Source organism: Breoghania sp. L-A4 (assembly GCF_003432385.1).
In the GTDB taxonomy this organism is placed as follows: domain Bacteria; phylum Pseudomonadota; class Alphaproteobacteria; order Rhizobiales; family Stappiaceae; genus Breoghania.
The window spans coordinates 4,314,105-4,330,968 of record NZ_CP031841.1 but is presented as its reverse complement, the minus strand read 5'-3'; the positions used below and the strand labels follow the sequence as shown (position 1 = coordinate 4,330,968).

Sequence of the window (16,864 nt, the reverse complement as noted above, 5' to 3'; positions counted from 1 at the left end):
AGGATGAACATCTATGGCGGATTTCGACAACGACAGGCCCGCGCGCGACAAGGAAGCAAACAGGCTCAGTGCCCGCGTCGGGCGCTATGCCCGAGTCGGTGGCAACGTTGGCGGGCTTGCCGCCAAGATGGCGGGAGCGCGGCTGTTTGGAAACGGCGCGGGCAAGGACAGCGACGCCGCGGACATCACGGCGCTGCTGGGCGGCCTGAAGGGGCCCCTGATGAAGGTGGCGCAGCTGCTCGCAACCATCCCTGACGCCGTGCCGCCGGAATACGCGGCGCAATTCGCTACATTGCAGTCGAGCGCCCCGGCCATGGGGCGCGCCTTCGTCAAACGCCGCATGATGGCGGAGCTCGGTGCGAACTGGGAAAGCCGCTTCGGCGCGTTCGACCGCGATGCGGCGGCCGCGGCGTCATTGGGCCAGGTGCATCGGGCGAAGGCGTCCGATGGGCGTCCGCTGGCCTGCAAGCTGCAATATCCCGACATGGAATCCGCGGTCGAGGCCGACTTGCGGCAACTGTCGCTGCTTCTGTCTGTGCATCGGCGCATGAAACCGGCAATCGATACGCGCGAGATCGCGGCGGAGATTGGCGAACGCGTGCGCGAGGAACTGGACTACGGCCGCGAGGCGCGACATATGGCCGCGTATCGGCGCATCTTCGCCGATGATCCGACGATCCGCGTGCCCGATGTGGTGGACGATCTTTCGACCGGCCGGCTATTGACCATGGGCTGGCTCGAGGGTCGGCCGCTTCTGGATTTCACCAAGCATTCGCTCGAGCAGCGCAATCGGCTGGCAAGCGTGATGTTCCGAGCGTGGTGGCACCCTTTCAGCCATTTCGGAATCATTCACGGCGACCCTCATCTGGGCAACTATTCCGTCTTCGAAGAGAACGGCGATCCGGCCGGCATCAACCTGATGGATTACGGCTGCGTGCGGATCTTCCCCGCGGGCTTTGTCGCAGGCGTCGTCGATCTGTATCGCGGCTTGCAGGAAGGCGATGACGATCGCGTCGTTTCCGCCTACGAGACGTGGGGATTCAAGGGGTTGAGCCGGCCGTTGATCGACACGCTCAATATCTGGGCGCGATTCATTTACGGGCCGCTCCTGGAGGACCGGACCCGCGCAATCGCCGACGGGGTAAGCCCGGCGGAATACGGCCGCAGGGAAGCGTTTCGTGTCCACAAGGCGTTGAAGGAACTGGGTCCGGTGACGGTGCCGCGCGAGTTCGTGTTCATGGATCGGGCGGCGATCGGGCTTGGCGGCGTGTTTTTGCATCTCAAGGCGGAGCTGAATTTTTTCCGTCTGTTCAACGAACAGATCGAGGCTTTCGATGAGCGGGTCATTTCCGGGCGGCAGGCGTCGTTGCTGGCGGATGTCGGCCTTTCGAACGATAGCGTCCGGACCTGAAAAATGATCAAAACGCGCGCAATGACAGCGTCTTTGCACATTGCCGCGCGGAGCGTGAAAACACTGTTGCAAAACGGCAATGCGACTTTGGATTGCCGTTACAGGGCTTTTTGTTCTAAAAGCGTGGCAACTGAAACTTGCGACCAAAGGGTACGTCATGGCTGAAAATTCCGTTCCGAGCATGGACTACGCGGAGCATGAAAAGACCTATTCTGGCTTTATCGCCTTTTCCAAGCTGGGCGTGGTGACCGTCTTGAACTTCATGCTCTGCCTGCTGGTTTTCGGCTTCGGCGGTGCATGGGCAAGCGTGATCGGCACGGTCGGTGTTCTGGCCTCGCTGTTGGCCTGCGCGATCGGCCTGTTCATGGGCCAGAACGGCTGGCGGCCGGCGGCGATCGTCCTCGTCGTGTTTGGTCTGCTGACGGTCCTGTCTGTTTCCTGAAAATAAAAATGTAAATCGTTGGAGGGGTTATATGAAAATCGGGGTGCCGCTCGAGCGCGACGCCGTCGAAACGAGGGTGGCTGCCACCGCTGAGACGGTGAAGAAGTTCATCGGTCTCGGTTTCGATGTGGTGGTGGAAAAGGGAGCCGGTAAGGCGTCCCGTATCCTGGATGCCGACTACAAGGACGCCGGTGCGAAGATCGCAGCGGACGCGAGCGCCACGCTTGGCGATGCGGATGTTGTCCTGAAGGTTGGCCGTCCGGGCGCCGATGAGCTGAAGCTCATGAAAAAGGGCGCCCTCGTTTTCGCCATCATGGACCCCTTCGGCCATGAAAAGGATGTCAAGGCCATGGCGACGGCCGGCGTTTCCGGCTTTGCCATGGAGTTCATGCCGCGCATTACGCGCGCGCAGGTCATGGACGTGCTGTCCAGCCAGGCGAACCTGGCCGGCTATCAGGCGGTGATCGACGCCGCCGAGGAATATGACCGGGCGCTGCCGATGATGATGACCGCGGCGGGCACGGTGCCTGCGGCGCGGGTCTTTGTCATGGGCGCGGGTGTCGCGGGTCTTCAGGCGATCGCCACAGCCCGCCGGCTGGGCGCCTCCGTCTCGGCCACCGACGTGCGGCCCGCGGCCAAGGAACAGGTCGAATCGCTTGCGGCGAAATTCGTCGCTGTCGAGGATGACGAGTTCAAGCAGGCCGAGACCGCTGGCGGTTATGCCAAGCAGATGTCTCCCGAATATCAGAAGAAGCAGGCGGAACTGGTGGCGAGCCACATCGCCAAGCAGGACATCGTCATCACCACGGCGTTGATTCCGGGACGGCCCGCGCCGCGCCTGATCACCAAGGAAATGGTGCAGTCCATGCGGCCGGGTTCGGTGCTCGTTGATCTGGCGGTCGAGCGTGGCGGCAACGTCGAAGGCGCCAAGCCGGGCAAGGTCATCAAGGTGGGCGAAGTGAAGATCGTCGGCCATCTCAATGTTCCGGGACGCATCGCGGCCACCGCTTCGGCGCTCTATGCCAAGAACCTCTATGCCTTCGTGGAAACCATGGTCGACAAGGAGGCCAAGAGCCTCAATGTCGATTGGGATGACGAATTGGTGACGGCAACGGTTCTCACGCGTGACGGTGCGGTCGTCCATTCCGCCTTCACCGGGAGCAAGCCCGCACCCGCGGTGCCGGCCGCGGCGAAGAAAGAGGGGGGTGAATAATGGCGACCATGACGTCCAGCGAGGCCCTGGAACGGGCCCGCGCGGCGGCGGAAGCCGCCAGGGAGGCGGCCGAGACCGCGCAGAGCGCGGCCCAGGCGGCCCAGACCTACGCCGATCAGATTGCCAGCGGACTTGACGGCGGCGCGGCCGACGGCCTGGCGGCCGCTGCGCATGCGGCAAGCGGCGGGGTCATCGACCCCTTCGTGTTCCGCCTGTCGATCTTCGTTCTGGCGATTTTCGTCGGCTATTTCGTGGTGTGGTCGGTAACCCCGGCGCTGCACACCCCGTTGATGTCGGTTACCAATGCGATCTCCTCCGTGATCGTCGTCGGCGCGCTTCTCGCGGTCGGGGTCGACGCTGCGGGAGGCGCGGGCGCCGAATGGGCGCGCGGCTTTGGTTTTGTAGCCCTTGTGCTGGCAGCTGTGAATATCTTCGGTGGCTTTATGGTCACCTCTCGCATGCTTGCCATGTACAAGAAAAAGTCGTGACGGGGGAAGCTGAACATGTCCGCGAATATCATTGCGCTTCTCTATCTCGTCTCCGGGGTGCTGTTCATCCTGGCGCTCAAGGGCCTGTCGCATCCGGAATCGTCGCGCCGGGGCAACATCATGGGCATGGCTGGCATGACGATCGCCATCCTGACCACGCTGTTTGCCGCAGCACCTGGCGGAATGGGCTGGGTGCTGATCCTGCTGGGCCTGGCGCTTGGTGGCGGTTTCGGCGCCATTGTCGCCAAACGCATCCCGATGACCGCGATGCCGCAGCTCGTGGCGGCCTTTCACTCGCTGGTCGGCATGGCCGCGGTGCTGGTGGCGGCCGGCGCGCTCTATGCGCCCGCAGCCTTCGGCATCGGCAATGTCGGCGAGATCCACGGCGCGAGCCTGGTGGAAATGTCGCTCGGCGTCGCCATCGGCGCGATCACCTTCACAGGCTCGGTCATTGCCTTCCTGAAGCTCGACGGCCGCATGTCCGGCGCGCCGATCATGCTGCCCGCGCGGCACATGATCAACGCCGGTCTCGCCATCCTGATGGTGGTGCTGGTCGCCCTCTTCGTCGGCAACGAGAGCCACACGCTGTTCTGGGCGATCACGGCGGTCGCGCTGCTGTTCGGCATCCTGATCATCATCCCGATCGGCGGCGCCGACATGCCGGTGGTGGTTTCGATGCTCAACTCCTACTCGGGGTGGGCTGCGGCCGGCATCGGCTTCACGCTGGGCAACACGGCGCTGATCATCACCGGCGCGCTGGTGGGCTCCTCGGGCGCGATCCTGTCCTACATCATGTGCAAGGGCATGAACCGCTCGTTCATCTCGGTCATTCTCGGCGGCTTCGGCGGCGAGACGGTGACCGCTGACGGCGGCGAGGAAACGCGCCCCGTCAAGCAGGGCTCGGCCGAGGATGCGGCCTTCCTTCTGAAGAACGCCTCCAAGGTGATCATCGTGCCGGGCTACGGCATGGCGGTGGCCCAGGCGCAGCATGCGCTGCGTGAAATGGTCGATACGCTCAAGGAAGAGGGTGTCGAGGTCAAATACGCCATCCATCCGGTGGCGGGCCGTATGCCGGGTCACATGAACGTGCTGCTGGCGGAAGCCAATGTGCCCTACGACGATGTCTTCGAACTCGAGGACATCAACTCGGAGTTCGCGCAGGCCGACGTGGCCTTCGTTATTGGCGCCAACGACGTGACCAACCCGTCGGCGCGCACCGACAAGCAGTCGCCGATCTACGGCATGCCGATCCTCGACGTCGACAAGGCGAAGACGGTGCTGTTCATCAAGCGCGGCATGGCCTCCGGCTACGCCGGCATCCAGAACGAGCTGTTCTTCCTCGACAAGACGATGATGCTGTTTGGCGACGCCAAGAAGATGACGGAGCAGATCGTCAAGGCGATGTAATCCGCTTCGCGACGCTCCGGTTTGAATTGGGCCGCCCGTTTGGGCGGCCCATTTCGTTTCCCGCGCTCAAACGGCTCTGTCGCCGAGCTTGCGCATCTTTTCAAGCCAGCCCTTGCGCGTCGCGTCGCTGACGCCATCGACCATGCCGAACAAGGTCTCGCGCACCGGCTTGATGCCGACGAAGCGCAGGATGTTGCGCTCGAAGCCGCGCAGCCCGTGTGCCAGGAACCACCAGCGGTAGATGAAGGCCGGCATGCCCATGGTGACGACGATGCGGGCGGAGATGCCGGACAGCTTGCCATGCGGCCAACGGGCGCCGGATTCCTGTTCGAAGGCGGTGTCGTGACGCAGGACCTGTTCGAAGAAGCCTTTCGTCAGCGCGGGCAGCGTGCCGAGCCAAAGCGGGAACACCAGAACGAGATGGTCCGCTGCGAGAATGGCCTCCGCCGCGTCCTCAAGTCCGGGCGGTGTTGGCCCCTTGTAATAGTCCTCCGGGCTGCGCAGCAGCGGAAAGTCCAGTGCCGCGATGTCGATGAGCGTGACTGTGTGCCCGGCGTCACGCGCGCCTTGCGCGTAGGCATCGGCCAGCGCCCGGCACAGGCGTGCGGGGTCCGGATCAGGGTGTCCCTGTATCAGAACGATGTTTCTGCTCATGTGTGAACCACCATCCGTTGAGCGGTTATTGCGCGGTGCAGTGTTCCTCACGCGCGCAGGCGGTGCGTTGATACAGGTCAGCGGCAAGGGCGTTTCCGAATTCTGACGGTGTGGTACCCTCCAGCGTGCTCTTGCGAAACGGGGAGGGGATCATGGTGGACAGGAAACAGGACGGCGATTTGCCGGACAAGCAGGCCGTTATCGTCATCCACGGAATGGGCGAACAAAAGGCCATGGACACGTTGCGCGGTTTTGTCGACGTGGTGTGGAGCGGGGACGAGCGCCAGAGGCCGTATGGCGGCGGCCCGCAGGTGTGGAGCAAGCCGGACACCATTTCTGACGCCCTCGAGCTGCGGCGACTGACCACCAATCACAATTTCGACGGCGTGCGCACGGATTTTTTCGAGTTCTACTGGGCGCACCTGATGTCGGGCACCAAGATCAGCCACGTGGTGTCCTGGGTGAAATTGCTGCTGTTTCGCAACCGCAAGGACGTTCCGGATCAGCTGTATGCGGCCTGGATCGCGCTGTGGGTGCTGTGCGGGCTGATCACCTTGCTGGTTGTCGATCTCTCCCTGGACGAAGGCTCGAAATTCCTCGGGCTGACTCCGTTCTGGACCATGTTGATTGGCGCGGTCCTGCTCTATCTCAACACGAAAATCATCGCACCGATCATTGGCGATGCGGCGCGCTATCTGAGCCCCGCGCCCGTCAACGTCGGGCAGCGCCGCGCGATCCGCGACGAAGGCGCGACGCTGCTCCGCAAGCTGATCGAGTGCGGTGACTATCGCCGCATCATCGTCGTGGGGCACAGCCTGGGGTCGATCATCGGCTATGATATCCTGCGCGATGTCTGGGCGGAGTATAACACTCGGATGGCGGGCGACGGGCCGAGCGACGCGCTCGACCGGCTTCAGGCGCTGGCCAATACCCGTCCGCTGGACCGTGAGGCCTATCGCGAGGCGCAGCGCGACTATCTCGATGAGTTGCGCGCCAACGGCAACAAATGGTGTGTGTCCGATTTCATCACCATGGGCAGCCCGCTGGCGCATGGCAACGCGCTGCTGGCGCGCACGTTCGACGAGTTCGATGAGCGGGTCGCCCAGCGCGAGTTCCCGGTGTGTCCGCCGCTCGCGGAGACGGACAGCAAGGGCACGGCGCGGTTTTCCTATGACCGCACCGTCGGGAAGGGCGAGGAACAGGTTCGGATGGCGGTTCCGCACCACGCGGCGGTCTTCGCGCCGGTGCGCTGGACCAACATCTATTTCCCCTGCCGCAACATCATCGAAGGGGATCTGATCGGCGGGCCGATCGAGCCGGTGTTCGGCGAGGGCGTGGAGGATGTGGCGGTGACGCCGCCAGGCAACCGTTATCTGGCGCACACCCGGTATTGGACGATCGCGCCGGGCGGCGACCGGCACGCTCCCGGCGCGCATATCATCGCGCTTCGCGAGGCCTTGAAGCTTGCCGAGGACCGTCCCGAACAGCCCCAGTCATCGGTTGAGTCCGAACCCGTCGAGCCCTCCGGAAGCCGCGCAGCATCCGCCGCGCCGGAAATTGTCGCGCAAGCGGGCGAAGCGGCAGCAGGCGCGGCGGACACGCAAGCCGGGACGCCGATCCGCAAGTCAGCGCGGGCATCAAGCCCCAAGGGCACCACGCGCAAACCGGCGAAGGCCGGGCCGACGACCACCAGGAAGACACGCGCGCCGCGCAAACCGCGTAAACCGAAGGCGCCGCCGTCAGCGAGTTCGTGAGCCGGAAGGCTTTCGTGTCCGGCGCAATCCGGCTCGCTGGTTCGGCAGTCCCGAATCACGAAAGCCCGGGCGCGGCGCCGCACCCGGGACAAATTCCTGACGATACGGATCGTATCAGCGGCGTGCGGCGGCCTTCGACGGCAGCAGGCCTTCGCGCTCGGCGAGCTTGCGGGCCATCTTGCGCGCGCGGCGGACGGCTTCGCCCTTTTCCCGCGCCTTCTTTTCCGACGGCTTCTCAAAATGATCGCGAAGCTTGATTTCGCGGAAAACGCCCTCGCGCTGAAGCTTCTTCTTCAGCACCTTGAGAGCCTGGTCGACGTTGTTGTCGCGAACGAGAATCTGCACGCGTGGTATCCCGTGTTGCCGATGTGATCGGTTTTGGCGAATGTCGGAGCGGGCCGGTGCCGGACGAAACCGCCTGGAACTGCAGCCGCGAAAACTGGTGGCCATGAGCCTGTCTCGCAACGGAAGAGAGGGTTCAAGCCGCAAATTTCGCGCGTTCATTATCAGACGGCGATTTGCCTGTCCAGCAACTAAGCTTCGCCGGCGCGTATTGGCGGATCCTCGCGTCTTGACGTCGTTGTGAGACGGAACCGCTGGACCACAACCGCGACGGCGGATACGGTCCGCCCTCGCCGCGGATACCGACCATCCAAGCGGCAATCCGTGGAGAACGATCATGCTGCTTTCGGCGGGGACCCCGCGGCCTCTCACGGGGCTTGCGATCTGGTCGAAGGAAATCCGGGCGACCCTCGTCCTGGGGTTGCCGATCGTGGGCGCACAATTGGCGCAGATGGCCATCAACACCACTGATGTGCTGATGATCGGCTGGCTTGGGACCGAGGAACTCGCGGCCTCCGTGCTGGCGTTCAATCTCTATATTCTGTTCTGGCTGTTCGGCTCCGGTGTCGTTCAGGCGGTCATGCCGATCGCGGCGCGGGCGCGTGGCGACAAGCGTCTGCGCGACGTGCGCCGCAGTGTGCGCATGGGCATGTGGGTGGTGATTGCCTATTCCGTGCCGGTGATGCTGCTCATGTGGCACACCGAGTCGCTTCTGTTGCTTCTCGGGCAGGAGTCGGAGGTCTCGCATCGCGCGGGCGAATACATGCGCGTGCTGCAATGGGCGCTGCCGCCGTCGCTGGCCACCATGGGCTTGCGCAACTTTGTCACGGTGATGGAAAAGACGCAGGTCGTTCTCTGGGCGACGGTGGCGGGCGCGGTGCTCAACGCCGGTTTCGACTACGTGCTGATTTTCGGCGCCTTCGGGGCGCCGCGGCTGGAACTTGTGGGCGCCGGGATCGCCTCGATGATGACGGCGAGCGCGGTGTTCCTGCTGCTGGTGGTCTATGTGACCCGGGAACGCCGCCTGCGCCGCTTCACGGTACTGGGCCGCTTCTGGCGGTCCGACTGGCAGGTGTTCTTCTCGATTCTGCGGCTCGGAATTCCGATCGCGCTGACGATTCTCGCCGAGGTTGGGCTTTTTTCCGCCTCCGCCATGATGATGGGATGGATCGGCACGGTGCCGCTGGCCGCGCATGGCATTGCGCTGCAATGCGCGGCGCTGACCTTCATGGTGCCGCTCGGTCTGGGGCATGCGGGCGTCATCCGTGTCGGCCTGGCGCACGGCCGGGGCAACGGGCTCGCCGTCGGCTATGCCGGCTGGAGCGCGATGATCCTTTCCGTGGCCTTCATGAGCATGGCCGCGCTGCTGTTCTGGCTCATGCCGGAGTTGCTGATCGGCGCCTTCACCAAGGCGGACAATCCCAACACGCCGGCCGTCCTCGCCGCCGGGGTAAGCTTTCTGGCGGTCGCGGCGGTGTTTCAGATCTTCGACGGCGCGCAGATCGCGGGCGCCAGCATCCTGCGCGGGTTGTCGGACACGCGCGTTCCGATGATGCTGGCGATCGTCGGCTACTGGGGCATCGGTGCGCCGGCGGCTTATCTGCTGGCGTTCGTGTTCGACATGGGTGGCGTCGGCCTGTGGTGGGGCATGGCGCTGGGCCTCGCGGTCGTGGCCGCCGCCGCGGTCACGCGGTTTGCCTGGCGCGAGCGGCTCGGGCTGGTTTAGATTTCGCGTTGAGGAAGGGCAATGTGATGAGTGATGGTGAGGTTTCATTTCGACCGGCGGTGCCGATCCTGCGGATCTTCGATGTCGACAAGGCCCGGGAGTTCTATTGCGACTATCTTGGCTTCACGATCGATTGGGAGCACCGTTTCGACGACTCCGCGCCGCTTTATTGCCAGGTGTCGTTCGGGTCGCTGCTGCTGCATCTGAGCGAACATCACGGTGATTCGACGCCAGGCACGCGGATCTTCGTCCCCATGCAGGGCATTGATGTCTGGCATGAGGATCTCGCGCAAAAGCAATACCGGTACGCCAGGCCGGGGCTTGAGATGATGGACTGGGGCTTCCAGTTCACCGTTATCGATCCTTTCGGCAACCGTCTGACATTCTGTGAGCAGCGCTCCGAGTGATGCGGCGGGGCGCGCCTATTTCAGCCGGTTGACGTGCCCCATCTTGCGGCCCGGCCGCGTTTCCCGCTTGCCGTAAAGATGCAGGCAGGCGCCGGGTTCCGACAGGATGTCGTACCAGCCGTCGGCGTCGAAGCCGATGAGGTTTTCCATCTCGACATCGCTGTGCCGCTTCGGGTCGCCCAGCGGCCAGCCGGCGACGGCGCGCACATGCTGGTCAAACTGCGAGACCGCGCAGCCGTCCTGTGTCCAGTGGCCGGAGTTGTGTACGCGCGGGGCGATCTCGTTGGCGATCAGATGCTCACCGGTTCCGTCGCGCACCACGAAGAGCTCCACCGCGAGGACGCCGACATAGTCGAGGCCGCTCGCCACCTTCATGCCCAGCTCGCGGGCGCGCGCCATTGTCTCCTCAGACAGTGTGGAGGGCACGCGGGTCCACTTGAGGATGTGGTTCTCGTGCACGTTCTCGGCGATGTCATAGGCGATGGTGTTGCCGTCGATGTCGCGCGCCGCGATCACCGAGCACTCCAGCGCGAACCCGACGACGCCTTCCAGCACAGCGGGCGCTTCGCCGATGCGCTTCCAGGCCGCAAGCGCGTCGTCGAGGCTCTCGATGCGGGTCTGGCCCTTGCCGTCGTAGCCCATGCGGCGGGTCTTCAGGATCGCCGGCAGCCCGGTGATCTCCGCGGCGCTGGCGATGTCCTCGGGGCCGTCGACGGCCGCATAGGGCGCGATCGGGATGCCGATCTCCTGTAGGTAGCGCTTTTCGTTCAGCCGGTCCTGGGCAACGGTCAGCGGACGCACGCCGGGCCGCACGGGCACGCGGGCGTCGAGAAATCGCGCGGTGGCGTCCGGCACGTTCTCGAACTCATAGGTGACCGCGTCGACGGCGTCGGCGAACCGTGCCAGCGCGGCCTCATCGTCATAGGCCGCGACCGTGTGGGCATGGGCCACTTCGAAGGCCGGGCTTTCCGCGTCCGGGCAATAGACGTGGCAGCGCAGGCCAAGCTCGGCGGCCGATTGGGCGAGCATGCGGCCAAGCTGGCCGCCGCCGAGAATGCCCAGCATCGAGCCGGGCGCGAGACGAAGCCGCGCGGTGGTGGAATCAGCCATCGGTTTCGGGACGTTCCTTCACCTGGGCGCTCTGGTTGGCGCGCCATTCATCGAGGCGTTCGGCCAGGGCGGGGTCATTGAGCGCGAGCACGCTGGCGGAGAGGATCGCCGCGTTGATCGCGCCCGCGCGGCCGATGGCGAGCGTTCCCACGGGTACGCCCGCAGGCATCTGGACGATCGACAGCAGGCTGTCCTCGCCCTTCAGCGTCTTGGTCTCGATCGGCACGCCGAAGACCGGCAGCGGCGTCATGGCGGCGGTCATGCCGGGCAGGTGAGCCGCGCCGCCGGCGCCCGCGATGACCACCTTGAACCCTTCCGCCTTCGCGCCCTTGGCGAAGGCGACGAGCCGGTCCGGCGTGCGGTGCGCGGAGACGATGCGGGCATCATAACCGATGCCCAGGGTAGCCAGCGTGTCGGCGGCGTTCTTCATCGTCGGCCAGTCGCTCTGGCTGCCCATGATAATCGCCACCGGTTTCGCGCTATCGCTCATGCCTTGTCCTTGCGGGTCTTGCCTTGGAAAGGCGCGGATTATAGAAATCATTGGCCGCCAAGCAAGCGGCCGCCGCAATGTATCTGAATTCGCCAGTTTTGCGGAGCGTCTCTTCGGAGCGCTTGAGTGGGTCCGCCTCCGGGTGCGGACCGTTTTCCGGCAGCGAATGGCGGGCCGGCGTAGGGGGCGAATCTGTTGACCATGGCCAGTTCCAAGAACGATACGCCTGCCCGGCTGTCGCTTGATCTCTCCAGCTTGCCCGCAGAGGCGCGGGAGTATGTCGAGAGCCTGCAGGACGAGATCGCGCGGCTCAACGACAAGCTCGTCGAGCAGAAGGCCCAGATTCGCGACCTGCGCCGCGAAGCGATCCGTGATTCTCTCACCGGCCTGCTGAACCGGCGCGGCTTTCAGCGGGTGGTTGAGCGAACGCTCGATTTCGTGCGCCGCTACGATTCTTCGGTCGGCCTCATCTTCATCGATATGAACGCCTTCAAGACGATCAACGACACCTACGGCCATGCCTGCGGCGATCAGATGCTGCGTCACGCAGCCGGCGTTATCCGCGCGACGCTTCGCAGTTCCGACGTGGTCGGGCGCATTGGCGGCGATGAATTCGTGGCTCTGCTGTGGAAGGCGGACGAGGCGAGCACCCGCGATACCGCCACGCGCGTTGTCGAGGCATTGGCGCGGGCGCCGATGACGTTCGAGGGCATGGAGATCTCGGCGTCGGCGAGCGTCGGGGTGACGCGGCTTCTGGACGGCGATGACGTGGATTCGGTGCTCGATCGCGCCGACAAGGACATGTACCGCGCCAAGACGGCCCGGTAAGACTGATCGGTGTCCGGTGGCGACTGCTGCCGCCTCCCGCGCTCCGGATGACGATCAGGCGATGATGTCGGGGAGCAGATTGTCCTCGATCAGCGTGATCCGGTCGCGAATCTTCAGCTTCTTCTTTTTCAGCCGTTGCAGCTGGATGACGTCGGCCTTGCCACTTTCAGCCATGGCGGCGATCGCTGCGTCGAGGTCGCGGTGCTCCTGGCGCAGCTCCGACAGTTCGGCCCGCAGGGCCTGTTCCATGTCTTCGGTCATACGCCGTATTCCGGGACTTGCATCCGGCACTGTTCCACTCGTTCTGCCTGGCGGCTCGCCGCGCGGGACCCGCGTGTCGGACGAACGCGGCCCGCCGGATCTCGCTCCGGCGCGGGGGCAATTGCAACGGCATTTCTATTAGAACATCTTGGCGATTACGGAAAGGTTGAGACGCTGCGAAAGCGCATTGGCGCGGCTCTTCTCTCTTTTTTCTCGCGCCGTCACGTTCCGCGCCGCGTTGAAACGTCGCGGGCTGCGCATCACTACGTAGGTATTCAAACGCGCATGAGGCGCCGGGTGGACGTTACAAACCGGCGCTTCCAAGATAGTCTGCGGAAAGCATAATGTTTTCATGGAGCTTGCAGCGCCGCACGGCCGAAAGGATTGTTCCGGGCGCGTTTACACACTTGTAGGGCTGCTTTGTTTTTAACCCTTGTGTACTGCGCAGGCGCGCTTTTTTCAGCGTCTTGAGGTTCGACACGTGATGCGCCTTATGTCACACTCCTGTTGTCAAAGTCGTACTAGATAGGAGGCTTTATTCATGTCCTTGCAGTCGCATCTGTTGCAGCTTGAGCGCCGGCACGCCGACCTCGATCGCGAAATCGAAAAGGCGATGGCGCACCCAAGTACCGACACTCTGGAGATTGCGAAACTCAAACGGACGAAGCTTCAACTGAAAGACGAACTGGAGCGTCTGAAGGCGGCCACAACGGTACACTGACCCTTCCTCCCCCTGTGAAGTGCCTCACGGCGGTTCACCATTCAGATCTAACGCCAAGCCGCGATCCGAACCGGGTCGCGGCTTTTTTTGATGCTCGGGGACGTCCGTCCGGCAGCGCTGCCGGAAACGCGCCTCGCGAATCGCACGCAGCCGCTTTGTTTCGTCTCGCGGCGGCGAATCTGCTATTCACCGAGCGCCCGTTCCGCCCGCTGAGGCCATGCCCATGTTCGCCGACCTGAATACGTCCTTGCTGGTGCAGCAATTCGCCACGATTTTCGCGGTGATCGACCCTGTCGGTACGGTCCCTGTGTTTCTTGCCGTCACCGCTTCGATCGAGGCCGGACGGCGCAAGGCGGTGGCGTTGCGCGCGGTTGTCATCGCCGCGCTGGTGCTGCTCGGGTTTCTGGTCGCCGGTCAGCCGGTGCTCACGGCCATCGGCGTCAATCTGACCTCGTTTCAGATCGCCGGCGGCATTGTGTTGTTCCTGTTCGCGCTGACGATGATCTTCGGGCCGTCCAAGCAGGACGCGGAAATCGCGCAGGTGCCCAAGACCGATGTGGAGCACGCGGTATATCCGTTGGCCATTCCGTCCATAGCGTCCCCCGGCGCGATGCTGGCGGTCGTGGTTCTGACCGACAACGATGTCTATCCGGTCGGCGCGCAGGTGATCACGGCGGGGATAACCCTGCTGGTGCTGTCCATCACGCTGGTCCTGCTGCTGGCGGCCATCCGGATCCAGAAGATCATTGGTCCGGCGGGCGCCTCGATCATCAGCCGGGTGATGGGCCTCATCCTGGCGGCGATCGCGGTCGACAACGTCATCGACGCAATCATCATCCGCTTCGCGCTTTAGACAGTCCGGGCGCTCCTGATCCGTCCGCCCGGACTGTTTGTGGTCCGGCGCCTCAGGCCTTCTTCGCCATCTCGCGCAGCACGTATTTCTGCACCTTGCCGGTCGACGTCTTCGGCAGTTCGGTGAAGATCACGTGGCGCGGGCACTTGAAGCGCGCCAGATGCTCGCGGCACCACGCAATGATCTCGTTCTCGCTGACGGGGGCATGCCGGCCTTCAGCTCGACGAAGGCGCAGGGTGTCTCGCCCCATTTTTCGTCCGGCCGGGCAACCACGGCGGCGGCGGAGATGGAGGGGTGCTTGTAAAGTGTGTCTTCCACCTCGATGGAGGAGATGTTCTCTCCTCCGGAAATGATGATGTCCTTGGAACGGTCCTTGAGCTGGATGTAGCCGTCGGGATGCATGACGCCGAGATCGCCGGAATGGAACCAGCCGCCGGCGAAGGCCTCCGCGCTGGCCTTTGCGTTCTTCAGATAGCCTTTCATCACCACGTTGCCGCGGAACATCACCTCGCCGATGGTCTCGCCGTCGGCGGGCACCCGCTGCATGGTCTGCGGGTCCATGACGGTTAGGTCTTCCAGGGGCACGTAGCGCACGCCCTGGCGCGCCTTGCGGGTTGCCTGTTCCGCCGGCTCCAGAGCGTCCCATTCCGCCTTCCAGTCATTGACCACCGCCGGGCCGTAGGTTTCCGTGAGCCCGTACAGGTGGGTGACGTTGAAGCCGGCGGCCTTCATGTTGGCCAGCACCGTTTCCGGCGGCGGGGCGGCGGCGGTGAAGAATTCCACCTGGTGATTGAGTTCGCGCTTGTCGGCGGCGGGGGTGTCGAGGATCGTCGACATGACCACCGGCGCGCCGCACAGATGCGTGACCGTCTGGTCGGCGAGCGCGTCCCAGATCGGTTTCTGGCGCACCCAGCGCAGGCACACATGGGTGCCTGCGACGATCGACATCGACCAGGGGAAGCACCAGCCGTTGCAGTGGAACATCGGCAGCGTCCACAGATAGGTCGCGTGCTTGCCCATGCTGCCGGTGATGATGTTGCCCTGCGCCAGCAGGTAGGCGCCGCGGTGGTGGTAGACGACGCCCTTTGGATTGCCGGTGGTGCCGGATGTGTAGTTCAGTGAGATGGCGTCCCACTCGTCGTCGGGCAGCGACCAGGCGAACTCCGGATCGCCGCCGGCGATGAAGGCCTCGTATTCGACGGATCCGAGCATTTCGCCGGTTTGCGGGAATTCCGGGTCGTCATAGTCGATGACGAGCGGGTCGACGCTGGCCAGCGAGAGCGCTTCCTTGATGGTGGACGCGAACTCGCGGTCGGTGATCAGCACCTTCGCTTCCGCATGGTCGAGCTGGAAGGCGATGACGGCCGCGTCCAGCCGCGTGTTCATGGAGTGCAGCACGCCGCCGGTCATCGGCACGCCGTAGTGCGCCTCCAGCATCGGCGGTGTGTTGGACAGCATCACCGAAACCGTGTCGCCCTTGCCGATGCCGTGCCGGCTGAGTGCCGAGGCAAGCCTGCGCGCGCGCTCGTAGAAACGGTGATACGGCGTGTGCTGCGCGCCATGCACGATCGCCACATGATCGGGAAAGACCGCCGCTGCGCGGGCGAGAAAGGACAACGGCGACAGCGGCTGATAGTTCGCCGCATTCTTGTCGAGATCGGTGGCGTAAGCGTTCATGGGTGTTTCCCGGACCGATTGTATGTTTTGCACTGCATCAAAGCGTAAGTCGCACGCCGGTTCAATGGGAACGGAGGCCGGGGCGCCAAACGGAACCCGGGCGTGGGCCGTTTACCCGAAGAATGCGCCGCTCACACCGTCGTAGATCAGCTTCAGCGAGACGACGAAGATCGCAATATACATGATCCGGTAAAACGCCTCCTGCGAGACCACGCGCACCAGCCGCACGCCGGCATAGGTGGCGATGGGCGCGAGCGGCAGCAGCGCCGCGGATGTCAGAAGGTTGGCGCGGTCGAATTGCCCCAGCAGGAAATAGGGCACCAGCTTCGCCGCGTTCATCACCGCGAACAGGATGATGATCGTTCCGGCCATCACGAACTTATCCAGCCGCTGCGGCAGCAGGTACATCTGGATCGGCGGACCGCCGGAATGGCTGACGAAGCTGGTGAAACCGGACAGCATGCCCCAGACCCATCCCGCGGCGACGCGCGGCTTGGCCGGCGGACGCGAGGCGCTGGTGCCCAGCCAGTGGTTGAGCACGAAGGCCAGCGTCACGATGCCCACGATCAGCCGCACATGCGCGTCCGTCACATAGGCCGCCGTCAGGTAGCCGATGAAGATGCCGGTCAGGGCTGCGGGAATCAGCACGACCAGGGACGCGGTGTGGAATGAACGCCGGTAGGCGGCCACCGCGACCAAGTCCATCAGCACCAGGATCGGCAGCATGATGCCGGCCGCCTGCACCGGCGAGATGACCAGGCTCATCAAGGGCACGCCGAGCAGCGATGTGCCGCCGGAAAAGCCGCCCTTGGACAGGCCGACCAGAAGCACCGCGGGAATGGCCACGACGTAGAACCAGGGATCGGTGATGAGCGTCAAGGTGCGGGCTTTCGGTTGCGGTGTCGGGGCCGTCAGGAAGGATTGCGGCGGAGGTTGGACGATGGATTAGATCATTTTCGCGCCCGCGTGAATTCCGTCTTGGTCCCCGCGTGCCGTCGGCGGGCCGCGATGCGGCCCTGCGACAATTTGGTGTGCGGATTCGAGCAGAAAGTTGCAGGGGCGCCATATTGCTTTTGTCGG

General features: G+C 64.1%; 17 protein-coding genes and 1 pseudogene. 11 read left to right on the top strand and 7 right to left on the bottom strand.

Annotated elements, in window-relative coordinates; genetic code table 11:
- Window positions 1–13 precede the first annotated feature (13 nt).
- From D1F64_RS19830 to D1F64_RS19810, 5 genes are all read left to right on the top strand, one after another.
- On the top strand, window positions 14–1,411 hold the full coding sequence (locus tag D1F64_RS19830; protein ID WP_117413834.1) for an AarF/ABC1/UbiB kinase family protein: 1,398 nt from the start codon (window positions 14–16) through the stop codon (window positions 1,409–1,411).
- A 79-nt stretch (window positions 1,412–1,490) separates the two neighbouring features.
- Complete coding sequence (locus D1F64_RS19825; protein ID WP_205470550.1) at window positions 1,491–1,853, top strand: aa3-type cytochrome c oxidase subunit IV; 363 nt, start codon at window positions 1,491–1,493, stop codon at window positions 1,851–1,853.
- A gap of 31 nt (window positions 1,854–1,884) precedes the next feature.
- Window positions 1,885–3,066 carry a Re/Si-specific NAD(P)(+) transhydrogenase subunit alpha gene (locus D1F64_RS19820; protein ID WP_117413832.1) on the top strand — a complete coding sequence of 394 codons (1,182 nt, stop codon included), beginning with the start codon at window positions 1,885–1,887 and terminating at the stop codon, window positions 3,064–3,066.
- Window positions 3,066–3,554 (top strand): proton-translocating transhydrogenase family protein, encoded by a 489-nt coding sequence (locus D1F64_RS19815; protein ID WP_117413831.1) that lies wholly within the window; start codon window positions 3,066–3,068, stop codon window positions 3,552–3,554. The genes D1F64_RS19820 and D1F64_RS19815 overlap by 1 nt, the downstream gene beginning before the upstream one ends.
- A gap of 15 nt (window positions 3,555–3,569) precedes the next feature.
- Entirely contained in the window at window positions 3,570–4,961 is a 1,392-nt protein-coding gene (locus D1F64_RS19810; protein ID WP_117413830.1) for an NAD(P)(+) transhydrogenase (Re/Si-specific) subunit beta, read from the top strand.
- Between the two features lie 66 nt (window positions 4,962–5,027).
- Here the strand turns inward: D1F64_RS19810 and D1F64_RS19805 are convergent, their stop codons facing one another.
- On the bottom strand, window positions 5,028–5,615 hold the full coding sequence (locus D1F64_RS19805) for an NAD(P)H-dependent oxidoreductase (RefSeq protein ID WP_117413829.1): 588 nt from the start codon (window positions 5,613–5,615) through the stop codon (window positions 5,028–5,030).
- 152 nt (window positions 5,616–5,767) lie between these two features.
- Between D1F64_RS19805 and D1F64_RS19800 the strand changes: the two genes are divergently transcribed.
- Window positions 5,768–7,369: a hypothetical protein gene (locus D1F64_RS19800; RefSeq protein WP_117413828.1), complete on the top strand. Its 1,602-nt coding sequence runs from the start codon at window positions 5,768–5,770 to the stop codon at window positions 7,367–7,369.
- Between the two features lie 114 nt (window positions 7,370–7,483).
- On the opposite strand, the gene rpsU is transcribed toward D1F64_RS19800, so the two are convergent.
- Complete coding sequence (rpsU, locus tag D1F64_RS19795; RefSeq protein ID WP_117413827.1) at window positions 7,484–7,714, bottom strand: 30S ribosomal protein S21; 231 nt, start codon at window positions 7,712–7,714, stop codon at window positions 7,484–7,486.
- Between the two features lie 334 nt (window positions 7,715–8,048).
- Between rpsU and D1F64_RS19790 the strand changes: the two genes are divergently transcribed.
- Together D1F64_RS19790 and D1F64_RS19785 are read left to right on the top strand one after the other, a co-directional pair.
- A complete protein-coding gene (locus D1F64_RS19790) occupies window positions 8,049–9,437 on the top strand; it encodes an MATE family efflux transporter (protein WP_117413826.1) in 1,389 nt (462 codons plus the stop codon).
- Between the two features lie 26 nt (window positions 9,438–9,463).
- Entirely contained in the window at window positions 9,464–9,844 is a 381-nt protein-coding gene (locus D1F64_RS19785) for a glyoxalase superfamily protein (RefSeq protein WP_117413825.1), read from the top strand.
- 15 nt (window positions 9,845–9,859) lie between these two features.
- On the opposite strand, the gene D1F64_RS19780 is transcribed toward D1F64_RS19785, so the two are convergent.
- Together D1F64_RS19780 and purE are read right to left on the bottom strand one after the other, a co-directional pair.
- Window positions 9,860–10,954, bottom strand: coding sequence for a 5-(carboxyamino)imidazole ribonucleotide synthase (locus D1F64_RS19780; RefSeq protein ID WP_117413824.1), 1,095 nt, complete (start codon window positions 10,952–10,954; stop codon window positions 9,860–9,862).
- Window positions 10,947–11,444, bottom strand: coding sequence for a 5-(carboxyamino)imidazole ribonucleotide mutase (purE, locus tag D1F64_RS19775; RefSeq protein WP_117413823.1), 498 nt, complete (start codon window positions 11,442–11,444; stop codon window positions 10,947–10,949). The genes D1F64_RS19780 and purE overlap by 8 nt, the downstream gene beginning before the upstream one ends.
- Window positions 11,445–11,645: 201 nt before the next feature.
- Between purE and D1F64_RS19770 the strand changes: the two genes are divergently transcribed.
- The gene (locus tag D1F64_RS19770; RefSeq protein WP_117413822.1) at window positions 11,646–12,272 is read left to right on the top strand and encodes a GGDEF domain-containing protein; all 627 of its coding nucleotides are present in this window, start codon (window positions 11,646–11,648) and stop codon (window positions 12,270–12,272) included.
- 54 nt (window positions 12,273–12,326) lie between these two features.
- On the opposite strand, the gene D1F64_RS19765 is transcribed toward D1F64_RS19770, so the two are convergent.
- Complete coding sequence (locus D1F64_RS19765; protein ID WP_117413821.1) at window positions 12,327–12,533, bottom strand: DUF465 domain-containing protein; 207 nt, start codon at window positions 12,531–12,533, stop codon at window positions 12,327–12,329.
- Between the two features lie 541 nt (window positions 12,534–13,074).
- Between D1F64_RS19765 and D1F64_RS19760 the strand changes: the two genes are divergently transcribed.
- Together D1F64_RS19760 and D1F64_RS19755 are read left to right on the top strand one after the other, a co-directional pair.
- A complete protein-coding gene (locus D1F64_RS19760; RefSeq protein ID WP_117413820.1) occupies window positions 13,075–13,254 on the top strand; it encodes a DUF465 domain-containing protein in 180 nt (59 codons plus the stop codon).
- Window positions 13,255–13,477: 223 nt separating this feature from the next.
- Entirely contained in the window at window positions 13,478–14,107 is a 630-nt protein-coding gene (locus D1F64_RS19755; RefSeq protein WP_117413819.1) for a MarC family protein, read from the top strand.
- Window positions 14,108–14,159: 52 nt separating this feature from the next.
- On the opposite strand, the pseudogene D1F64_RS19750 reads toward D1F64_RS19755, so the two are convergent.
- Window positions 14,160–15,784 (bottom strand): annotated as a pseudogene (locus tag D1F64_RS19750) (acyl-CoA synthetase).
- A 111-nt stretch (window positions 15,785–15,895) separates the two neighbouring features.
- On the bottom strand, window positions 15,896–16,663 hold the full coding sequence (locus D1F64_RS19745; RefSeq protein ID WP_117413818.1) for a sulfite exporter TauE/SafE family protein: 768 nt from the start codon (window positions 16,661–16,663) through the stop codon (window positions 15,896–15,898).
- Window positions 16,664–16,864 lie beyond the last annotated feature (201 nt).

What these genes read in the sequence shown, in the direction of transcription:
- D1F64_RS19830 (WP_117413834.1), top strand. Translation starts at nt 14, where the DNA reads ATGGCGGATTTCGACAACGACAGGCCCGCGCGCGACAAGGAAGCAAAC.
- D1F64_RS19825 (WP_205470550.1), top strand. Translation starts at nt 1,491, where the DNA reads ATGCGACTTTGGATTGCCGTTACAGGGCTTTTTGTTCTAAAAGCGTGG.
- D1F64_RS19820 (WP_117413832.1), top strand. Translation starts at nt 1,885, where the DNA reads ATGAAAATCGGGGTGCCGCTCGAGCGCGACGCCGTCGAAACGAGGGTG.
- D1F64_RS19815 (WP_117413831.1), top strand. Translation starts at nt 3,066, where the DNA reads ATGGCGACCATGACGTCCAGCGAGGCCCTGGAACGGGCCCGCGCGGCG.
- D1F64_RS19810 (WP_117413830.1), top strand. Translation starts at nt 3,570, where the DNA reads ATGTCCGCGAATATCATTGCGCTTCTCTATCTCGTCTCCGGGGTGCTG.
- D1F64_RS19805 (WP_117413829.1), bottom strand. Translation starts at nt 5,615, where the DNA reads ATGAGCAGAAACATCGTTCTGATACAGGGACACCCTGATCCGGACCCC.
- D1F64_RS19800 (WP_117413828.1), top strand. Translation starts at nt 5,768, where the DNA reads ATGGTGGACAGGAAACAGGACGGCGATTTGCCGGACAAGCAGGCCGTT.
- D1F64_RS19790 (WP_117413826.1), top strand. Translation starts at nt 8,049, where the DNA reads ATGCTGCTTTCGGCGGGGACCCCGCGGCCTCTCACGGGGCTTGCGATC.
- D1F64_RS19785 (WP_117413825.1), top strand. Translation starts at nt 9,464, where the DNA reads ATGAGTGATGGTGAGGTTTCATTTCGACCGGCGGTGCCGATCCTGCGG.
- D1F64_RS19780 (WP_117413824.1), bottom strand. Translation starts at nt 10,954, where the DNA reads ATGGCTGATTCCACCACCGCGCGGCTTCGTCTCGCGCCCGGCTCGATG.
- purE (WP_117413823.1), bottom strand. Translation starts at nt 11,444, where the DNA reads ATGAGCGATAGCGCGAAACCGGTGGCGATTATCATGGGCAGCCAGAGC.
- D1F64_RS19770 (WP_117413822.1), top strand. Translation starts at nt 11,646, where the DNA reads ATGGCCAGTTCCAAGAACGATACGCCTGCCCGGCTGTCGCTTGATCTC.
- D1F64_RS19765 (WP_117413821.1), bottom strand. Translation starts at nt 12,533, where the DNA reads ATGACCGAAGACATGGAACAGGCCCTGCGGGCCGAACTGTCGGAGCTG.
- D1F64_RS19760 (WP_117413820.1), top strand. Translation starts at nt 13,075, where the DNA reads ATGTCCTTGCAGTCGCATCTGTTGCAGCTTGAGCGCCGGCACGCCGAC.
- D1F64_RS19755 (WP_117413819.1), top strand. Translation starts at nt 13,478, where the DNA reads ATGTTCGCCGACCTGAATACGTCCTTGCTGGTGCAGCAATTCGCCACG.